Raw genomic sequence first — 18,734 nt, 5'->3', positions numbered from 1 at the left:
AGACATTCAGAGAGAGAAACCCCATGAAAACATCTATCAAGCTCATTTCCGGCGCAGCCATTCTGCTGGCCACCCTGTCCGGCCAAGCCATCGCCCAGGAAACCATCAAGGTTGGCATGTCCGGCAAATACTTCCCGTTCACCTTCGTCAAGCAGGACAAGCTGCAAGGCTTTGAAGTGGATATGTGGAACCAGATCGGCGAGCGCACCGGCTACAAGGTCGAATTCGTGACTGCCAGCTTCTCCGGCCTGTTCGGCATGCTGGAAACCGGCCGTATCGACACCATTTCCAACCAGATCACCATTACCGACGAGCGCAAGGCCAAGTACAACTTCTCCCAGCCTTACGTCTATGACGGCGCCCAGATCGTGGTCCGCAAAGGCAACAGCACCATCCACGGCTTCAAGGACCTGGAAGGCAAGACGGTGGCCGTGAACCTCGGCTCCAACTTCGAAGAGCTGCTGCGCAAAAACGACCCGAACAAGAAGATCGATATCCGTACCTATGACTCCAACTTCGAGCAGGACGTCGCTCTGGGTCGTATCGATGCTTTCGTGATGGACCGCGTCTCCACCGCCCAGCTGATCAAGGAGTCCAAGCTGCCGCTGCAACAGGCTGGCGCGCCGTTCGAAACCATCGAGAACGCCCTGCCCTTCTTGAAGACTCCGGAGAAAGAGGTGGTGCTGAAGAAGGTTGACGAAGCCCTGACCGCCATGCGCAAGGATGGTTCCCTGCGTCAAATTTCCGAGAAATGGTTCGCCGCGGATATCACGACCAAATAAATGATGGATTTCGACTTCGAATACACGCTGGGGCTGTTTCCCATTCTGCTCAAATACCTGGGCACCACGATGGAAATGGCCCTGTGGGGATTCGTATTTGCACTCGTACTGTCGCTGGCCCTGGCGATAGTACGGGTGTTTCGCGTTCCCGCAATCCACTGGCTGGCGATGCTCTATATCTCGTTCTTTCGGGGTACTCCGCTGCTCGTCCAGCTGTTCCTGCTCTATTACGGGCTACCACAACTCTTCCCCATCTTCGTGGGGATGAATGCCTTTACTGCCGCCATCATAGGGTTGACCCTGCACTTCGCCGCCTACATGGCCGAGTCGATCCGTGCCGCCATTCTGGGGATACACAAGAGCCAGATGGAGGCTTCGCTCAGTATCGGCATGAGCCGTTACCAGGCGATGCAACGGATCATTCTGCCGCAGGCGGCCCGCATCGCGACCCCGTCGCTGATGAACTACTTCATCGACATGATCAAGAGTACCTCGCTGGCGTTTACCCTGGGGGTGGCCGAGATCATGGGCAAGGCACAGATGGAGGCCTCCTCCTCCTTCAAGTTCTTCGAGAGCTTCATGGCGGTGGCCCTGGTCTACTGGGTAGTGGTCATCTTCTTCACCCGCTTGCAGCATCTGCTGGAAGTGCGCCTCAACCGTGCCTATTAAAGGAGGGTCGCCATGATCAAGCTAACCGGCCTCGCCAAGGCATATGACGGCAACCAGGTGCTGAACAGCATCGATTTGGAGGTCAAAAAGGGGGAGATCGTCGTCATTATCGGTCCCTCGGGGACCGGCAAGTCGACCCTGCTGCGCTGCCTCAACCTGCTGGAAACCCCGGATGCGGGCCAGCTGGTCATTGACGACCTGCAACTCAACCTGGCCAACGCCAGCGAACAGCAGGCCATCGAGCTGCGCAAGCGAGCCTCCTTCGTGTTCCAGAACTACGCCCTGTTCGCCAACAAGACGGCGCAAGACAACATCGCCGAAGGGCTGATCACCGTCTGGAAGCAGCCGAAGGCGGAGGCCCGCGCCACCGCCCTCGACATCCTGGAAGACATAGGGCTGGCCGACAAGAAGGATGCCTACCCGGCCTCCCTCTCCGGCGGCCAACAGCAGCGAGTAGGCATAGGCCGCGCCATGGCGGCCCACTCCAAGGTCATCCTGTTTGACGAGCCCACGTCAGCCCTCGATCCCGAATGGGTCGACGAGGTGCTGGGGCTGATGAAGAAACTGGCACGCCAGCACCAGACCATGGTGGTGGTTACCCATGAGATCGAATTCGCTCGGGATGTCGCCGATCGGGTGATCTTCATGGAGGGAGGGCGGATCGTGGAGCAAGGTCCGCCAGATCAGATACTGGTCGATCCCAAGGATCCCCGTACCCGGGAGTTCCTGCGCAAAGTGCTGAAATAGCTCTCTCTTTGGCGGCCTGGCCGCCTTTTTTATTGGCGGATCCCTTGTTTAACAACGGCCAGCCAGTATAATCCGGAGCCCTTGATCCTCCGGATCCTCACACCCTGCCATGGTCCTTTCAAGACCGGAACAGGATGGAAGGGAACGGCGGATTGACTAAAAGCCGAACTCTGTTTAGAATTCGGCCTCTTTTGCTAGTCGTCACACGCTATAGCTGGCGCGTCGGCTAAGTGTGACAATCAAAACTGTACAGTAATACGGAATCGAATCATGAAACGTACTTTTCAACCGTCCAACCTGAAGCGCAAGCGCTCTCACGGTTTCCGCGCCCGCATGGCTACTGCCAACGGTCGTAAAGTTCTGGCCGCTCGTCGTGCCAAGGGTCGTGCTCGTCTGGTAGTTTAATGCCTACCCAGCACACCTTCTCTCGGGAGTTACGTCTGTTAACTCCCGAACACTTCAAACGCGTATTCGCCGAGCCTGTCCGGGCCGCTTCCCCGCAAATTACGCTTCTCGCCTGCCCCAATTCACTCGAACACCCACGTCTTGGTCTCGCCGTGCCCAAAAAAGCACTCAAGCGTGCCGTCTGGCGTAACCGTGTCAAACGTGTGGTTCGGGAAAGTTTCCGCCTCAAACAGCATCAGCTGCCCGCTATCGACATCGTGGTGATCGCCAAGGCCGGTGTGAAAGAGATGGATAACGAGGAACTGTTCAAGTTACTGGAAAAGCTATGGCGCACTCTGTCACGCCGTTGCAATGGGTAGCTATCAAACTGATACGCCTGTATCAGCTAATCATTAGTCCCCTGCTGGGGCCGCGCTGCCGTTTTACCCCGACTTGTTCCCAATTTGCGATAGAAGCAATCCGACTTCACGGTTTCATAAAAGGCGTTTGGTTAGCTAGCAAACGTCTATTAAAATGCCATCCCTTATCCGAGGGTGGTTATGACCCGGTTCCGCAACCAAAGCGAAGAAACTGAAGACTATGGAATCACAACGCAATCTACTCCTGATCGGTTTGCTGTTCGTGAGCTTTTTGCTCTGGCAACAGTGGGAGTCCGACAAGGCTCCGAAGCCGGCCCCGACAACCGTGGCCCAAACCGAACAATTCGTACCTGAAGCCGGTCAGTCCGGTGATATTCCTCAGGTTTCCGAGCAAGCCAATGCGAGCGCCGCACGCAAGCTGATCACCGTCTCCTCCGACGTACTCAAGCTGACCCTGGATACCCAGGGTGGTGACATCGTCTCTGCCGAACTGCTGGCCCACAAGCTGGAAGAGGGCAAGGACAAGCCGTTCGTGCTGCTGACCAGCCAGCCTGACCACATCTATGTCGCCCAGAGCGGCCTGGTTGGTCGCAATGGCCCTGACAGCCAGGCCGAAGGTCGTCCCACCTATGAAGCCGCCCAGACCAGCTACCAGCTGGCCGACGGTCAGGATCAAGTCGTGGTTCCCATGACCTGGACCGACAGCAAGGGTGTGGTCTTCACCAAGGAATTCGTGCTCAAGCGCGGTGACTACGCCGTTGGCGTCGATTACAAGATCGACAACAAGTCTGCCGAGCCGGTCCAGGTGCAGTTCTATGGTCAGCTGAAGCAGACCATTGCGACGCCGAAGGATCAGGAAGGTCATGCCATGGTGGCCAGCGCCTACCGTGGTGGTGCCTTCTCCAGCGAAGACACCCGCTACAAGAAGTACACCTTCGACGAGATGAAGGATGCCGACCTGAGCAAGACCACCCAGGGTGGTTGGGTCGCCATGCTGCAACACTACTTCGTCTCTGCCTGGGCGCCGAATGCCAACGACACCAACAGCTTCTACAGCCGCGTGATCCCGGGCAAAGCCCAGGCCATCATCGGTTACAAGGCGCCGCAGGTTGACGTTGCCGCCGGTCAGCAGGTCGAACTGACCAGCAAGCTGTGGGTCGGTCCCAAGCTGCAAGATCAGATGGCCAAGGTAGCCAACCACCTCGACCTGACCGTCGACTACGGCTGGCTCTGGTTCATCGCCCAACCGCTGCACTGGCTGCTGACCGTGTTCCACGGCCTGGTCCAGAACTGGGGTGTAGCCATCATCATGCTGACCCTGCTGGTTCGCGGCATCATGTTCCCGCTGACCAAGGCCCAGTACACCTCCATGGCCAAGATGCGCATGCTGCAGCCCAAGATTGCTGCCCTGCGCGAGCGCTTCGGCGACGATCGCCAGAAGATGTCTCAGGGCATGATGGAGCTGTACAAGAAGGAGAAGGTCAACCCGCTGGGTGGCTGTCTGCCGATCCTGGTTCAGATGCCGATCTTCATCGCCCTCTACTGGGCACTGATGGAATCCGTTGAGCTGCGTCACGCGCCGTTCGCCCTGTGGATCACCGACCTGTCAGTGAAGGACCCCTTCTTCGTGCTGCCAATCCTCATGGGTGCCTCCATGTGGTATCTGCAGAAGATGAGCCCGACCACCATTACCGACCCGATGCAGCAGAAAGTGATGCAGTTCATGCCGATCATCTTCACTTTCATGTTCCTCTGGTTCCCGGCAGGTCTGACCCTGTACTGGCTGGTGAGCAACGTCATCTCCATCATCCAGCAGACCATCATCTACCGTCAGCTGGAGAAGAAAGGTCTGCACTCACGCAACTGATGCGCAGCCAATCTTCCCGTGATGACAAAAGAGGCGGCCTTCGGGCCGCCTTTTTTATTACAATGTCCACCAATTACCGAACAAACGAGCCAAGCAAGATGACTACAGATACGATCGTGGCCCAGGCCACCGCCCCCGGCCGTGGCGGCGTCGGCATAGTCCGGGTCTCCGGTCCCGCCGCCGAACAGGTGGCCGAGATAGTACTCGGCAAACGCCCGCGAGTGCGTTACGCCGAATATCTGCCGTTCAGGGATGAGCAAGGCGAAGTGCTGGATCAGGGCATCGCCCTGCTGTTCAAGGCCCCCAACAGCTTCACCGGCGAAGACGTGCTGGAGCTGCAAGGCCACGGCGGCCCGGTCATCATGGACATGCTGGTGCGCCGCATCCTGCAGATCAAGGGGCTGCGCCCTGCCCGCCCGGGCGAGTTCAGCGAACGCGCCTTCATGAACGACAAGCTGGATCTGGCCCAGGCCGAAGCCATCGCCGACCTCATCGAAGCCTCCAGCGAGCAGGCCGCCCGCAGTGCCATGCACTCCCTGCAGGGGCAGTTCTCCAGCAAAATCCAGCAGCTGGTGGAGAGCCTGATCCGCCTGCGCATCTATGTGGAAGCGGCCATCGACTTCCCGGATGAAGAGATCGATTTTCTCTCCGACGGCAAGGTAGCGGGGGATCTCTACGCCATCATGGGGTCGCTGGACGAGGTTCGCAGCGAAGCCAGGCAGGGCGCCCTGCTGCGGGAAGGGATGAAGGTGGTGATCGCCGGTCGTCCCAACGCCGGCAAGTCGAGCCTGCTCAATGCCCTGGCCGGGCGCGAGTCCGCCATCGTCACCGAGATAGCCGGTACCACCCGCGACGTGCTGCGCGAACACATCCACCTGGATGGCATGCCTCTGCACATCATCGACACCGCCGGCCTGCGCGACACCCAGGACAAGGTGGAGCAGATCGGCATTGAGCGTGCCTGGGCCGAGATCGAGCAGGCCGACCGGGTGCTCTTCATGGTGGATGGCACGACGACAGATGCGGTGGACCCGCGGGAAATCTGGCCGGAATTTGTTGATCGGTTGCCAAAAAACATCGGCCTCACCGTCATTCGCAACAAGGCTGACCTGACCGGTGAAGATCTGGCGCCGAGCGAGGAGCTGGGCCACGCCGTCTATCGCATCTCCGCCAAGACCGAGCTGGGGCTGCCCGCCCTGCGCGAACATCTGAAAGCCTGCATGGGCTTCCAGGGCAATACCGAAGGGGGCTTCATGGCCCGCCGCCGCCATCTGGACGCGCTGGAGCGTGCCGCCGAGCGGCTGCTGGTGGCCAAGGAGCAGCTGGAGGTATTCGTCGCCGGCGAGCTGGTGGCCGAAGAGCTGCGTCTGGCGCAGGAGTCCCTCTCCGAGATCACCGGCGAGTTCAGCTCAGACGATCTGCTGGGCCGGATCTTCTCCAGCTTCTGCATCGGCAAGTAATGTGGTGAAAAATCAGCAATAAAAAGCAGCCAGTGAGAATATAAGATATTGTAAATATTGGACTTTGTTTTTTACTGGCTGTTCTTGCCTGATCTTGTTTCGTGAGAATTTACCCCGAGAGTACCCCGAAGTAACCTCTCGGGGTACTTTCGGGGGACAATTATGAAGATCAGCATCGAATTCCGCGAACCGGACGCCGAAGGCAAGCGCGCTCTGCGCTTAACCTATTACGCCGGCTCCTACCTTGACCCAACCACGGGCATCCGCAAGCACAAACGCAGCAGAGAGCCCCTGGATCTCTTCCTGTACGACAAGCCGCGAACCCCAGCACAGCGGCTCCACAACAAAGAAACCCAGCGAGCAGCCGAAGCCATCCGCGCCAAGCGGCTCTTCGAGTACGAGACAGGTAAACACCATCTGGATTTCTCGAACGCCTACAAGGCCAGCTTCTTCGAGTACTTCCAAGAGGTTACAGACCAAAAAGCGGCAGGCAGCAAGAGCAACCACTCTATCTGGATATCAGCCCTCAAGCATTTGCGCCAGTACCATAAACTGCCAGAGCTGACTTTCGAGGAAGTAGATCAGCTGTTCCTAGAGGGGTTTCGGCACTACCTGATGCACAAGGCCCGCACCAAAAGCGGCACACCACTGAGCCGCAACACCCAGAGTGCCTATTTCAACAAGTTGAGAGCAGCCTTGAACCAGGCAGAGCAGGATCGGCTGCTGCCGGATAATCCGGTACGACGTGTCAAAGCTATCCAGGGGGAGAAGAACAAACGGGTTTACCTGACCGAAGACGAGGTACGAGCCCTGGCCCAGGCCGAGTGCCGTTACGACGTTCTTAAGCGCGCCTTTCTGTTCTCTTGTTGCACTGGCTTGCGCTGGTCCGACATTCACAAGCTGACCTGGGCAGAGCTGGAGCCCTTCTATGGCCATTACCGTATCGTATTCACCCAGAAAAAGACCAGCGGCCTGCAATACCTGGATTTGAATGACATGGCGATGCAGCTGATGGGGCGCCCAGGCAAGGCAACAGAGCGGATCTTCAAGGGCCTCAAGTACTCGGCTTGGCACAACATGGAGCTCACCCGGTGGGCGTTGCAGGCGGGTATAACCAAGAAGGTAACCTTCCACAGCGCGCGTCATACCTTCGCCGTCATCCAGCTTAACCGCGGCGTCGATATCTATGCCCTTTCCCGCTTGCTGGGGCACAGTGAGCTGAGAACCACCGAGATCTACGCCGACATTCTTGAATCGCGGCGCCGAGATGCCATGCTCGATTTCCCCAATGTCTTGGGGTGATAGAAGCACCCTCGACAAGATCATGGCCAGGAAGAGCCAACAAATAGGCCAGCGCAACCATGCGCTGGCCTAGATTATCTTAGATAATATAGATCGGATTTCAGGATCGCCCTGCAGCCCAAGCGGTAACTGGGTTTCACTGAATTGGCTTGTGACCGTTATCGTGAACTTTGTGACCACTTTCGTGATAGTTTGTGACCGTTATCGTGATAGTGCAGGCCGGCCGATGGTAAACCGCCCCTTGGCATGTTCACTGATTGACCAACCCAGTTCAGCCAGTTCATACAGTGCCTTGCGAACTCGCGATTGCCGCTTTCGGTTGGTGGCCGCGCTGGACTTATCAGGAAAAGCGTAAGAGACCAGTTTATCTAAACCTACTGGCTTGCTGCGGCCACAATCAATCCAGGCACAAAGCCGCTGATGCAATATCCGGGCAGTGCTACTACGCAGTTGCCGTACCTCAGCCAGATCGATATAGGTATATCGGCCATTACCCAATATGGCATTGGTCAGCAATGGATTAAGCGCCACAAAGAGCCTATCGGTCAGGGGATCGCTGGCATAGTTCGCCAGCAGACGAAAACCACTACGCAAGCCTGCTACCTGTGCTATTACCGACACCTTCCACAACCGCTCGACAGTGCGACGCACCGTATTGGTGTCACGAGGGTTTGCGTAACCAATCTCCTTGGCCAGTTTGCGCAAGCTGCTTTTGACTACCAAGACATCCTGCTGGTTGGCAATCCCACGCAGCTGAAGTAGGTCTCGTAATATCTCTCCGGTTTCACCACTCGCAATAGTCCCAATCTTGCCACTTTCTGATTCAAGCCCAGCTAGGGCAACCAACCCTTGAAGTACGCGCAAATCGTCAGCCCCCAAGGGTTCTGGCCCAGAAAACTCAATCTGATTACCGTTATCCAAACGGTAAATCACCTCCAGCTTGTCACGGCGGCGTTGGCCATTCGAGATCGCCCTAAACAACCCGGGAGCAAGGCAGTGCATATGGTCGTGCCGGGCATGAGTCAATTCAAAGCAAGGCACGTTTGCCCCCAGCCCAGTGTATTTCGTCAAAACCAGCGGGGTACAGCACGCCACCTTCCTTCCGCTCCAGCCAGCGCTCCGGTAGTGGCGGCCCATAATTGCTTTTGCTTACCCCAAACCGCACGTAAAGCTGGCTCTTCTCTGCCGATACGCCCAGCTTCTGCGCCTCTTTCTTGGTCATAGTGGCGAGATAGGCCTGCCAGCGGACGTTGTCCACCAGTACAGACGAACCTCTGCTTGCCTGCTGCAGATCGCCAGCCTCTTGGAAAACTGCGGATTTGCTGGTGTGGTGTACAAACAACACAGCGCATCCCTTCAGCATGGCCAGCCGTTCCAGCTGACCCAGCACCAGTGTCATAGCACAGGCTGCATTCTCATCAGCATCGTGAAAGCGTCTCAGTGTATCGATAACCACCAACCTGACCCCCTCAGCCCAAATGGCAATCGCTTCCCACCAGCGGCTATCCAACACATTCGGACTGGCTCCCTGAAGCGATATCAAACGAAGGTCTCGTTCAACGTTGGCACGAAGTTCAGCATCAAGGCCTCCGCCCAAGGCAAACAAGCGCTGGTGCAGTACAGGCCAAGGGTCCTCGGCAGGCAAGTAGAGCACAGCCCCCCTGCCCAGCTTGCCAAGTTCAATCCAATCCGGCCCACCGGCGATCTGCATTGCCAGTTGCAATGCCAACATCGACTTGCCCACTCCTCCCGGTGACACCAAAGCACCAACGCAACCAACAGGCAGCCCCGGGAGGACAAAATCGAGGGGTTTCGGAGGTTCAATAAAAGCCGACCGGAGATCCTGGGGGCAGAGAGATGTAATCAGATCCTGTGTCATACCCACCTCACAACCGCCCATGGCTAGCTTGCCGCACACGCTTGGTTACATGCTCAGTGAGTTCGGCGTCTGGTGAAATGCGGTGGGAGAGCAGCCAGTCCAGCAGCTCAACGCGCTTGAAGTAGATTTTTTTGCCTTGTGGCTTGTAATGCGGCAGACGCTTTTCACTGGTCAGCCGGTACACATAGCAGACAGAAACCCCCAGCAACTCAGCGCACTCCTCGGCAGAAAGCACCTCTTTTTGCGCCTGTCCTTGCTGGATTACCAACTGCTTAAGCTCATAAAGCTCTTTCAGGATTGCCCCATTCGGATCACTGAAAACTGACGAATTTTGTTCGCGCATGCAGATTGTCTCCTAGTTACAAACATCAGCATGCAAGAGCGTACCGGGGACCTAACGAAATCCAGACCGCTGTAAGTGCCCGTTTTGGGCACTTACAGCGTTTTCTGGAAAATTTTCGGATGTGAAATTTAAGATGGAAACAGGAAGGGGGGGGGGCAAATGACACTTTGGCGAGAGACCGCCAGTAAAGTCATCAGGCTCCACTAGGTTGGCTATCCCAAGCCAACCACAGGATCAACGATGGCTCATCTCTTCGATCCAACGGCCAACGCCATCAGGATCGGCAAGCAGCTGAGCGAGCGGCAGATGGTTGGAGCACAAGGCGAGCTGGCCGCACTCCTCACTTTGCTTCCAATCCGGTTGATGAAGGGGCCAAGGCACCGGGCGCCACAGCTCATCGAAATGCTTGTCGCTATCTTCCAGACAACGGAACAGACTCACTTCAACAATGGCTTGGCCATCAAGTTGCAGAGGGTCTGGCTGGCCTTTTACCCCTGCCCGCAGCATTGAGGTATGGCGAAAATCGCTATCAATGTAAAGGCGGAAAGCCAGAGTGATATCGTTCTTTTCGGCCGTATCGCCACCCCAATCACGGTAACAATGGGTAGAAGCAAACAGTGGCAGATAGTCCCATGCCCAGCTGCTGGATGGGCGGGTTCCCGAGCGGCAGGGGCGGCTATTTTCGCTGGGCTCCCAATACCAGAACTCGGCGTCCAGCGCCTGACTGGCGATCTGATCGAATAGCGGCAGGATACGCTGGTAGAAACCGGCGGCGAGTCGGTGGGCTTGTTGCAGTTGGGTAACCAGCTGGGTGGTCTGTTCAAGATCGTGTGGCATGACGGCATCCTTAGCCAAAGTCAGTGATTCAAAAAAGAGAAATCGGGGCGAGAGAGGTACAATGTCCCGGCATAGTCGAGCAGAGCAGCCCAACCAGTAGGTTCAGCCGGTGGGGGAGTTTCCCGCTCAGACATTACCCCGCAATCCAGGTCCAGCTGCCCTGCGTAGGCAAACAACGGCGCCCATTCAGGCACCACCGGGGCCATGCCAAACAGCTCAAACGCCTGCAGCCACTCATCGCGAATGGCGCGATCCTGACGGCAGGATTCAAACTCGGAGGCAGTTTGCAGATAGCGGCGCAGTGGCTCCCATTCACGCAAGGTCATCTGGACAAAGCGTTCGGGCAGCTCTGGGCGAATCAGCGGGGCGACAGGGATATTACCAAGCGCAACGTAATAGAGCCGGTCTTCATAGTCATCAAACTCGGCTTCGCTGACCACAGCATTGACCTGTGCCAGCCACTGCTCCCGATACTGGTCACCACCGAACGGGGGCTTCACCTCGATAACCACCAGTGCGTCGTCAAAGTGGAGCAGCACATCGGGCTCGACATAACGGCGATCCTGCAACGATGCCAGTTTTGGCCACAGCTCCAGCCGTTGAAAGGTGGCCGGGTCTAGCGGATTGTCACCGAGTAGAAAGTGCAGCACGGCCCCCAGAGTACCGTCCGAGAGGTGGGGCAAACGGCCAAAGAAAGTGGCAGTTAGCAGATCTTCGCTGCCTTTAAACAGGTCGCGCCAGCGCAGGGATTCCCCTTCCCGCTCGATACGCCCAGCCTTGCCATGCAGGATTGCATGTAGCATCGCAACTCCTTGTAATATTGATATTTCAAGCCGGCTCTCACGTAGCTGAAGAGCCTTTGAGATCCTGCTTTAATACCCACTCGACTACCACTCTATCCGTCACAAAATGGGGTAAAAAAGTTTGACTGAATGGAGGTTCCCCCCTATTCTTCTCCGCAACACGACCCCGGCCTCTTGGTTGCTTCGCAACTTACGCTGGGGTTCTTATTTGGTGGATTTACCACCACTCCTGCCAGTTCTCTATGTACCCCATATTTGCCAACCCGAGCTTGCGCACCGACTTTTGTGTGGGGAACGTCAGCAGATGATCCCGCAGGCGCAGATGCCACTGGGTATTCGGGCAAATCACCTTGAGTAGATGCCGTGTGATGGCCAGCAACACGAATGGCTTGGCAAGCCGCTCATCGTCTCTTGCCAGGAAATCGCACCACGGCACCTCTCTTGGCTTGGGCAACTTCACCTGCGTCGTTACGTTGCGGTTCCAGAGGCGGCTATGATGGGCGCAGATATTGCGCAGGTAACTGAGGCCGTAGATCCAGCTGGCAAACACCTGCCAATCCAAACCGTATTTGCTGGCGATATGCTGCTGATCCGACACCTTCATCATGCCGATCAGCTGCGAGATGGCGCCAAAATCAAAGACTTCCACCGCCACCCAGATCGGCAGCTCCTCACCATGGCGCTGATGGTAGTGGCGCACAAAATCCTCTTTGGAGCGCTTTACCAGCCCCCGGTATTTCTCCATCCACGCCTCAAAGTGGGTCTGGTGACTCCCCCTGAATGCAGGCTGCCGGATAAAGCTGGGGTGGAAGTAGCTGCGATCGAGGTGAGCAAAGGTATTTCGCTTGCCAAGGAGATAGGCAAGATCGACCCGCAAGGCCACCTCGATCCGCTCCAGTGCATCCACTACCAGCAGACGCAGCTTCTTGTCGAACAGATAGAGCTCCACCGCATCCAGCAGATGGGTATCGGGGCAAAACTGGTCAGTCGCCCGGGTCTCCCGTTTGCTTTCCCCCTCAGCCGGAGGCTCAAAGCGGCGAAACGGGTACCAGTAGCCGCTTAAACGGTAATAGCCGATCCGCTCCAGATAGCTCAGTGCGGCATCCCGGTCGGTGACCGTGATACCGCGCTCAATCAGCTGATCCAGTTGCTGTTGATAGCTAAGCCAGGGACGAGCGTAGGGCATCAGGCAAGGGCTCCCTCCACCAGCGACTCGGCCAAGGCAAGTTGGGTCTGCTGGCTGGTTTGCAGGCGGGATTTAAGTTGATCGCAGATAGTCATTAACTGATCGATTTTGGCAACGATACGATGTTGTTCAGCTAATGGAGGTAAACAAACGACTATAGGATATAGCTTTCTTCCTGAAATTACAGGCTGTGCTGTTGCATTATCATGTTCATTAAGATTTGTAGCTTTTAATAACCAAGCCAAAAATTCAAGATGAACATTTACATGAGAGAAGCTGGTAATAAATGCATTGTCTGTCACCCATGCCTTACTCGGGGTTATATGAACTGAACCACAGTAAAACCCTACTCTACCAATAACTATAGTTGGCTGACTTACATTAAACTGGTCGTGATAACCAGTTATACCATTACCGCCAAAAACGGGGATAGAACCATCGCTAGCCATTTGTTTTGATGTAAGGCCATCACCAGATGATATTTTAATGATGTCATTCAGCCTACATTGCAGCCACCCTTCTGGTAGATTGCATAGTTTTTCGTCTTCACTAATTGCAGGAAGCGGTTTCTCTTTTTTGATTTTCTTCTCTTTGACCAGCTGGGCTTTTTCGGCGGCGATACGCTCCAGCAGGGTGGAGGCGGGTTCATCGCTGGGGTCTTGCGATACCAGCTTGCCCATCACCGCCAGTTGCAGGATGGTCTGTTTCAAGGCGTCGATGCTGGCCTCAGTGGTAAAGAGGGTATCAAAGTGAGTGCTTAGCCGCGCCCAGTTTTGCGCCAACTCGTCGGCATTGGCACTATCTGTGAGCGTAGCGAGCAGGGTCTCCACCAGCATCTGATGGGCTGCTAGCTGTGATTCGCTGCGCAGTTCCAGCTGGTCGCAGAGGGCCATTAGCTCACCCACTTTGGCGACGATGCGGTGTTGCTCTGGCAAAGGTGGGATAGCAATGACAAGCGGATTTAATTTTTCCAGTGATATATTGGCAATATTTGTTGTCTGACTTGATCTATCGATAAGAACAGACCTTGTCTGAGGTGCTCGTAATACAGTCATTAAAAAAGATGCATCAATTTCATATGGCCTAATAACACTAAGAAAACCACCAAATGTTGCACTTCCAGATGGTATTTTTTCTATGTACGCAACTTTACCAACAAGCTCCTTGCTGTTTGCCATAGACATAACAATGTCACCAACTTCGACTCGTTGTTCTAGACGTTTAACAAATGAGGTTTTTACATAAAGCAAGTCATCCCATTCTATTTTATCTTGGACATTAGCTGTACGCAGGCAAGCAATTCTATCTTCTGATGGCTCGCAGTGTTTTTCGCTAGCAGGAAATGTAATACCACGAATAATGGCTACAATATCTCCTAAACATCCCCACTCCCATCCCTCTGGTAGATCAAAAGGTTGCTCTTCCTCACTAATTTTCGGCAAGACCTTAGACTTTTTAATTTTCCCTTCTTTCACCAACCGCGTCTTTTCGGCGGTAATCCGTTCCAACAGCACGGAGGCGGGTTCATCGCTGGGGTCTTGCGGCACCAGTTTGCCGCGCACGGCCAGCTCCAAAATCAGCTCGCGCAGCTTTTTGATACCGGTGAGCTCCAGCTTGCTGTTGCTACCGCGCCCGGCACTGCTTTTTGGGCGCACCGCCGCAGTCCAGAGATCCAGGTGGTCGGTAATCAGATTTTCTATTTTCAGAGCCGCCATTATGCCTGCCCCCCTTGCTTGCCCAAGGCGTCGCCAAGAATGGCTTTTAGCTGGTCACGCAGGGTCTGGATCTCGGCCTGCTCTGTGGCATAGCGCGTCAGCAGCTCGTCCGGATCGTGGCTTATCTGCTCGCCGACATGGGGGTTTTTGATATCGAGGTTAAAGTTGCGCTCGATAATGGTGTCGATGCTGACCTTCCAGGCATGCTCGTTCTCTACCCGGGCGGCAAAGCCGTCCGCCTCATCGCCCCACCAGGCGATCTCGGCTTCGAACTCCTCGAACTTCATCGGCTTGGTCTTGCTGTAGTTCTTCACCCCAGCCGGATAGGGGTGCTCATAGAACCAGACATCCTTGGTGGGCTGGCCCTTGGTGAAGAAGAGGATATTGGTCTTGATGCCGGTATAGGGGGCAAACACGCCGTTGGGCAGCCGCACTATGGTGTGCAGGTTGCACTCAGCAGTGAGCAGTTGCTTGATCTTGGTTTTGACCCCTTCGCCAAACAGGGTGCCATCGGGCAGCACCACGGCGGCGCGACCGCCCTTTTTCAGAACTTCGATGATGAGCTGCAGGAACAGGTCGGCAGTTTCTCGGGTGCGCAGATCGGCGGGGAAGTTCTGCTCTATGCCATCCTCTTCGGTGCCGCCAAAGGGCGGGTTGGTGAGGATCACATCGATATCGCTATCCCAGCTCGAGAGCGGTTGGTCGAGGGTGTTGCCATGGCGAATTTGCACCGGCACCTCGATACCGTGGAGCAGCATATTAGTAGTGCAAAGGAGGTGCGGCAGCTGTTTCTTCTCGACCCCGAGGATCTGCTTCTGCAGGGTCTGATGGTCTGCAGCGGTCTCGACATAGTGCTCTTTGACATGATCGAAGGCGCAGGCGAGAAAGCCGCCGGTGCCGCAGGCCGGGTCCATGATCCGCTCGCCGAGTTTGGGGTCGATGCGGTTAACCATAAAGCGGGTGACGGCGCGGGGGGTGTAGAACTCGCCCGCGTTACCGGCGCTTTGCAGGTCACGCAGGATCTGCTCGTAGATGTCGCCAAACAGGTGGCGTTCGCTGCTGTCGGTAAAGTCGATCTCGTTAAGCTTGTTGATCACCTGCTTAAGCAGGGTGCCGTTCTTCATGTAGTTGAAGGCATCGCTGAACGCCTCTTTCACCACATAGCCACGGGGGTTGAGGCTGATATTGGCAGGCTGGTTTTTCAGACTGTCGAACAGATCGTTGTTGACGAAATCGAGCAGGGCATCACCGGTCAGCCCTTCGCTATCAGCCGCCCAGTGGCGCCACAAGAAGCGTTCGGGGATGGGGCAGCGGTAGTTATCCTGCTCAAACTCTAGCTCCTCTTCCTGGGCGTCGAACACTTTCAAAAACAGCAGCCAGGAGAGCTGGCCGAGGCGCTGGGCATCGCCGTCGATACCGGCGTCCTTGCGCATGATGTCCTGAATGGATTTGATGACTGAGCTGATGGATGACATGGGATTCTCTGCTTTTTACAAAAATGGTGACGAATACAGGGGCGAATGCGTCAGGAAGATCGATCAAACAAGCGGCCATCATTGGAATGGCCGCATGGTAGTTCAGAAGCAGTCAGGCCGTCAGGCGCTCTGCTGCTCATGGTAAATTTCTTGCTCCAGTTCGGTGATAGCCTGCTCGAACTGTTTGGGGCCACCAAAACCCTTCTTGGCCAACTCCAGCGGGCGACCCAGCTCGGTAAAGGGGGCGACTTTTAGCGCATCCTTGGTCTCAATCTCGGTCACGCCCTGATCGGCATACTTGTCGAGCAGGCTGGTAAGCACCAACTGGGCGGTGTCGTTGTATTTGGTAAAGTAGTTGCGCTTTTTGACGTTGTTGGCCCGCTCGCGGCGAGTCAGTGGTGGCTGATCGTATACCACATGGCAGATAAGGTCGAACGGGTCGAGCTCCTTACCCACTTCCTGCTCCAACACCTCCCACAGCACGCCCGCCTGAGCCAATTCATCCATGATGGCTTGCTTGCGTTCGGCGGCTTGCCAACGTTTGGTGAACGCATCGAGGGTGGCAAACTCTTTGAGCAGGGTCTTCTTGGTGTAGTCCTTGAAGGATTCGGTCACCAACTTGCCATCGGCATCGTAATACTGTACCCGCTCGGCGATGACGCTGACCGCCACGCCGTTGACATAATACTTGCTGACTCCGGGCATTGGACCACCCTGCGGGCCCGCGCCCTGCCCCCCTGCGCCACTCTGGCCACCATCACTACCGGTTGTGTAGCTGCCGGGTTGTTCATCTACTCCGGGGGCAAACGGATCGCCATGGTCGCCGGGTTCATCGGTTGGCAGCGGATCGGCGCCATCGATGATATCGCCCAAGCCATCATCTGGATTGTTGATGTCTGCCGGCTTGACCACCATGACGCGCTCCGGTTCGCCGTCGAAACGGGGATCGGCAAACAGCTCGGTAGCCTTCTTGAAATCGAGAATGGTAAACCAGAGCTTGCCGTACTTGTCGTCGATACGGGTACCACGGCCGATGATCTGCTTGAACTTGGTCATGGACTGGATGTTTTGGTCCAGCACCACCAGCTTGCAGGTTTTGGCATCGACGCCGGTGGTCATCAGCTCGGAGGTAGTAGCGATGACCGGATAGGGCTTTTTCGGGTTGATGAAGTTGTCGAGCTGGGCTTTGCCAAGGTCATCATCGCCGGTGATTTTCATCACATACCGATCATCTTTCAGCATCTGCTCGGGGTTAAGGTTCGCCAGCGCCCGTCGCATCCGGTCGGCATGATCAATGTCGTTGCAGAACACGATGGTCTTGGCCATCGGGTCGGTTTTCTTGAGGTAGTTGGTGATGGTTTCGGCCACCAGCTGGGTACGCTCGTCGATCACCAGGGTGCGGTCGAAATCCTTCTGGTTATAGATACGGTCTTCAATCAGGTTGCCCTGTTTGTCCATCTGCCCTTTGGTGGGACGCCACCCCTGCAGATCGACATCGATATCGACCCGCACCACCTTGTAGGGGGCAAGAAAACCATCTTCGATCCCCTCTTTGAGGGAGTAGGTATAAACAGGGTCACCGAAGTAATCGGTGCTGGAGACGGTTTCGGTCTCTTTGGGCGTGGCGGTGAGACCAATCTGGGTGGCCGATGAGAAGTATTCGAGGATCTCGCGCCAGGCGCTGTCTTCGGCGGCGCTGCCCCGATGGCACTCATCCACCACGATCAGGTCGAAGAAGTCGGGTGAGACCTGCTTGAAGGCTTTCTGCGACTCTTCCGGCCCGGTGAGCGCCTGATAGAGGGCAAGGTGGATCTCATAGGCAGGATCGATCGTGCGTCCGGTGACCTTGGTCATGGCCGAGCCAAAGGGCTGAAAGTCATTGACCTTGGTCTGATCTACCAGAATGTTGCGATCGGCCAGAAACAGGATGCGCTTCTTGGCGCCCGCCTTCCACAAACGCCAGATGATCTGGAATGCGGTGTAGGTCTTGCCGGTACCGGTGGCCATCACCAGCAATACCCGATCCTCGCCTTTCGATATTGCTTCTACGGTCTTGTTGATGGCCTGCAGCTGGTAGTAGCGGGGAGATTTGCCGCTGCCATCGGAGTAATAGTCCTGACTGATGACAGGCAACTGTGCCTGGGTGTAACCCTTCCAGGTGCAGAGTTTGTCCCAAAGCTGGCCTGGGCTGGGGAAGTCCTCCAGCGCGATCTCGGATTCCAGCTTGGCCGGATTGGTCTTGTCATGAAATACGAAGCCATCGCCGTTGCTGGCAAATACGAACGGCACATCCAGCAGACGGGCATAATCGAGCCCCTGTTGCATCCCCTTGCCAATCTCATGCTTGTTGGCTTTGGCCTCGATCACCGCCAGTGGCAAGCCCATCTTGTGATAGAGCACGATATCGGCCGATTTGACCTTTTTGCGTGCCGCCATCTGGCCGCGCACCACCACCTTGCCATCCCGCAGCTTCACCTCTTGGCGGACCTGGGTCAGGTCATCCCAACCCGCCGCCTTGATGGCAGGCAGAAGATATTTGGAGATGATGTCGGCTTCGGTGAGGGTTGCTTTGTTGATCTCGGCCATGAGCTCTCTTCCGGTCGGGGGACAATATTGCTCAAGATTCTCTCATAAAATCAGCCGGGTTTTGTTGATTTCAGACTCATAAAGCAACATGGGGTGCTGCTCTTGATGGCATGCCTTCGGGTCAAGGAAACGTCTGGCAATGGCGTAACTAGGTCGTAGTGAATGATTGTTGAAGTGCATCGCTTGAGTTAGTCCCATAGCAAGTCAGCCGGTTTGGCTCTCGCTGAATGCAGAGGCCAAGATTCCAGATAGATAGGAATCTGCCCCCATCAATTCCAGCACACAGGGTTTTCCCACTCACCTCAGACAGAGTGGTCAA

General features: G+C 55.9%; 18 protein-coding genes. 9 read left to right on the top strand and 9 right to left on the bottom strand.

Annotation, left to right across the window (positions count from 1 at the left end):
- Positions 1-23 precede the first annotated feature (23 nt).
- From ACB034_RS19460 to ACB034_RS19420, 9 genes are all read left to right on the top strand, one after another.
- Positions 24-782 (top strand): amino acid ABC transporter substrate-binding protein, encoded by a 759-nt coding sequence (locus ACB034_RS19460; RefSeq protein ID WP_026456356.1) that lies wholly within the window; start codon positions 24-26, stop codon positions 780-782.
- The gene (locus ACB034_RS19455) at positions 783-1,451 is read left to right on the top strand and encodes an amino acid ABC transporter permease (RefSeq protein WP_371173524.1); all 669 of its coding nucleotides are present in this window, start codon (positions 783-785) and stop codon (positions 1,449-1,451) included.
- Between the two features lie 12 nt (positions 1,452-1,463).
- Positions 1,464-2,198, top strand: a complete 735-nt coding sequence (locus ACB034_RS19450) for an amino acid ABC transporter ATP-binding protein (protein WP_371173523.1) — start codon at positions 1,464-1,466, stop codon at positions 2,196-2,198.
- Between the two features lie 270 nt (positions 2,199-2,468).
- Positions 2,469-2,603, top strand: coding sequence for a 50S ribosomal protein L34 (gene rpmH / locus ACB034_RS19445; protein WP_005307156.1), 135 nt, complete (start codon positions 2,469-2,471; stop codon positions 2,601-2,603).
- Complete coding sequence (rnpA, locus tag ACB034_RS19440) at positions 2,603-2,962, top strand: ribonuclease P protein component (RefSeq protein ID WP_026457269.1); 360 nt, start codon at positions 2,603-2,605, stop codon at positions 2,960-2,962. The genes rpmH and rnpA overlap by 1 nt, the downstream gene beginning before the upstream one ends.
- Positions 2,929-3,177 carry a membrane protein insertion efficiency factor YidD gene (yidD, locus tag ACB034_RS19435; protein ID WP_010672280.1) on the top strand — a complete coding sequence of 83 codons (249 nt, stop codon included), beginning with the start codon at positions 2,929-2,931 and terminating at the stop codon, positions 3,175-3,177. Before rnpA ends, yidD begins: the two co-directional genes overlap by 34 nt.
- A gap of 5 nt (positions 3,178-3,182) precedes the next feature.
- Positions 3,183-4,829 carry a membrane protein insertase YidC gene (yidC, locus tag ACB034_RS19430; RefSeq protein WP_201983072.1) on the top strand — a complete coding sequence of 549 codons (1,647 nt, stop codon included), beginning with the start codon at positions 3,183-3,185 and terminating at the stop codon, positions 4,827-4,829.
- Between the two features lie 98 nt (positions 4,830-4,927).
- A complete protein-coding gene (gene mnmE / locus ACB034_RS19425; protein WP_061476981.1) occupies positions 4,928-6,289 on the top strand; it encodes a tRNA uridine-5-carboxymethylaminomethyl(34) synthesis GTPase MnmE in 1,362 nt (453 codons plus the stop codon).
- A 162-nt stretch (positions 6,290-6,451) separates the two neighbouring features.
- A complete protein-coding gene (locus tag ACB034_RS19420) occupies positions 6,452-7,591 on the top strand; it encodes a site-specific integrase (RefSeq protein WP_159142772.1) in 1,140 nt (379 codons plus the stop codon).
- A 201-nt stretch (positions 7,592-7,792) separates the two neighbouring features.
- Here ACB034_RS19420 and repC read toward each other — a convergent pair whose 3' ends face one another.
- From repC to hsdR, 9 genes are all read right to left on the bottom strand, one after another.
- Positions 7,793-8,593: a replication protein C, IncQ-type gene (gene repC / locus ACB034_RS19415; protein ID WP_058056544.1), complete on the bottom strand. Its 801-nt coding sequence runs from the start codon at positions 8,591-8,593 to the stop codon at positions 7,793-7,795.
- A gap of 25 nt (positions 8,594-8,618) precedes the next feature.
- Positions 8,619-9,470 carry a helicase RepA family protein gene (locus ACB034_RS19410; protein WP_201954366.1) on the bottom strand — a complete coding sequence of 284 codons (852 nt, stop codon included), beginning with the start codon at positions 9,468-9,470 and terminating at the stop codon, positions 8,619-8,621.
- 7 nt (positions 9,471-9,477) lie between these two features.
- Positions 9,478-9,813, bottom strand: coding sequence for a helix-turn-helix domain-containing protein (locus tag ACB034_RS19405; protein WP_015848536.1), 336 nt, complete (start codon positions 9,811-9,813; stop codon positions 9,478-9,480).
- Between the two features lie 234 nt (positions 9,814-10,047).
- Complete coding sequence (locus tag ACB034_RS19400; RefSeq protein ID WP_201954364.1) at positions 10,048-10,650, bottom strand: hypothetical protein; 603 nt, start codon at positions 10,648-10,650, stop codon at positions 10,048-10,050.
- A 20-nt stretch (positions 10,651-10,670) separates the two neighbouring features.
- Positions 10,671-11,453, bottom strand: coding sequence for a hypothetical protein (locus ACB034_RS19395; protein ID WP_323999269.1), 783 nt, complete (start codon positions 11,451-11,453; stop codon positions 10,671-10,673).
- A gap of 217 nt (positions 11,454-11,670) precedes the next feature.
- Positions 11,671-12,639 carry an Abi family protein gene (locus ACB034_RS19390; RefSeq protein ID WP_323999267.1) on the bottom strand — a complete coding sequence of 323 codons (969 nt, stop codon included), beginning with the start codon at positions 12,637-12,639 and terminating at the stop codon, positions 11,671-11,673.
- The gene (locus tag ACB034_RS19385; protein ID WP_323999264.1) at positions 12,639-14,354 is read right to left on the bottom strand and encodes a restriction endonuclease subunit S; all 1,716 of its coding nucleotides are present in this window, start codon (positions 14,352-14,354) and stop codon (positions 12,639-12,641) included. Before ACB034_RS19385 ends, ACB034_RS19390 begins: the two co-directional genes overlap by 1 nt.
- Positions 14,354-15,829, bottom strand: a complete 1,476-nt coding sequence (locus ACB034_RS19380) for an N-6 DNA methylase (RefSeq protein WP_371173522.1) — start codon at positions 15,827-15,829, stop codon at positions 14,354-14,356. The genes ACB034_RS19385 and ACB034_RS19380 overlap by 1 nt, the downstream gene beginning before the upstream one ends.
- A gap of 120 nt (positions 15,830-15,949) precedes the next feature.
- Positions 15,950-18,415, bottom strand: coding sequence for an EcoAI/FtnUII family type I restriction enzme subunit R (gene hsdR, locus ACB034_RS19375; protein WP_371173521.1), 2,466 nt, complete (start codon positions 18,413-18,415; stop codon positions 15,950-15,952).
- Positions 18,416-18,734: the final 319 nt, after the last annotated feature.

Origin of the sequence: Aeromonas sp. S18(2024) (assembly GCF_041402525.1) — a bacterium.
GTDB lineage: Bacteria > Pseudomonadota > Gammaproteobacteria > Enterobacterales > Aeromonadaceae > Aeromonas > Aeromonas enteropelogenes.
This window is presented reverse-complemented; position numbering and strand designations above follow the sequence as displayed.

What these genes read in the sequence shown, in the direction of transcription:
- rnpA (WP_026457269.1), top strand. Translation starts at nt 2,603, where the DNA reads ATGCCTACCCAGCACACCTTCTCTCGGGAGTTACGTCTGTTAACTCCC.
- ACB034_RS19420 (WP_159142772.1), top strand. Translation starts at nt 6,452, where the DNA reads ATGAAGATCAGCATCGAATTCCGCGAACCGGACGCCGAAGGCAAGCGC.
- ACB034_RS19410 (WP_201954366.1), bottom strand. Translation starts at nt 9,470, where the DNA reads ATGACACAGGATCTGATTACATCTCTCTGCCCCCAGGATCTCCGGTCG.
- ACB034_RS19450 (WP_371173523.1), top strand. Translation starts at nt 1,464, where the DNA reads ATGATCAAGCTAACCGGCCTCGCCAAGGCATATGACGGCAACCAGGTG.
- yidC (WP_201983072.1), top strand. Translation starts at nt 3,183, where the DNA reads ATGGAATCACAACGCAATCTACTCCTGATCGGTTTGCTGTTCGTGAGC.
- repC (WP_058056544.1), bottom strand. Translation starts at nt 8,593, where the DNA reads ATGCACTGCCTTGCTCCCGGGTTGTTTAGGGCGATCTCGAATGGCCAA.
- ACB034_RS19385 (WP_323999264.1), bottom strand. Translation starts at nt 14,354, where the DNA reads ATGGCGGCTCTGAAAATAGAAAATCTGATTACCGACCACCTGGATCTC.
- yidD (WP_010672280.1), top strand. Translation starts at nt 2,929, where the DNA reads ATGGCGCACTCTGTCACGCCGTTGCAATGGGTAGCTATCAAACTGATA.
- ACB034_RS19455 (WP_371173524.1), top strand. Translation starts at nt 783, where the DNA reads ATGATGGATTTCGACTTCGAATACACGCTGGGGCTGTTTCCCATTCTG.
- ACB034_RS19395 (WP_323999269.1), bottom strand. Translation starts at nt 11,453, where the DNA reads ATGCTACATGCAATCCTGCATGGCAAGGCTGGGCGTATCGAGCGGGAA.
- ACB034_RS19405 (WP_015848536.1), bottom strand. Translation starts at nt 9,813, where the DNA reads ATGCGCGAACAAAATTCGTCAGTTTTCAGTGATCCGAATGGGGCAATC.
- ACB034_RS19390 (WP_323999267.1), bottom strand. Translation starts at nt 12,639, where the DNA reads ATGCCCTACGCTCGTCCCTGGCTTAGCTATCAACAGCAACTGGATCAG.
- ACB034_RS19400 (WP_201954364.1), bottom strand. Translation starts at nt 10,650, where the DNA reads ATGCCACACGATCTTGAACAGACCACCCAGCTGGTTACCCAACTGCAA.
- ACB034_RS19380 (WP_371173522.1), bottom strand. Translation starts at nt 15,829, where the DNA reads ATGTCATCCATCAGCTCAGTCATCAAATCCATTCAGGACATCATGCGC.
- hsdR (WP_371173521.1), bottom strand. Translation starts at nt 18,415, where the DNA reads ATGGCCGAGATCAACAAAGCAACCCTCACCGAAGCCGACATCATCTCC.
- rpmH (WP_005307156.1), top strand. Translation starts at nt 2,469, where the DNA reads ATGAAACGTACTTTTCAACCGTCCAACCTGAAGCGCAAGCGCTCTCAC.
- ACB034_RS19460 (WP_026456356.1), top strand. Translation starts at nt 24, where the DNA reads ATGAAAACATCTATCAAGCTCATTTCCGGCGCAGCCATTCTGCTGGCC.
- mnmE (WP_061476981.1), top strand. Translation starts at nt 4,928, where the DNA reads ATGACTACAGATACGATCGTGGCCCAGGCCACCGCCCCCGGCCGTGGC.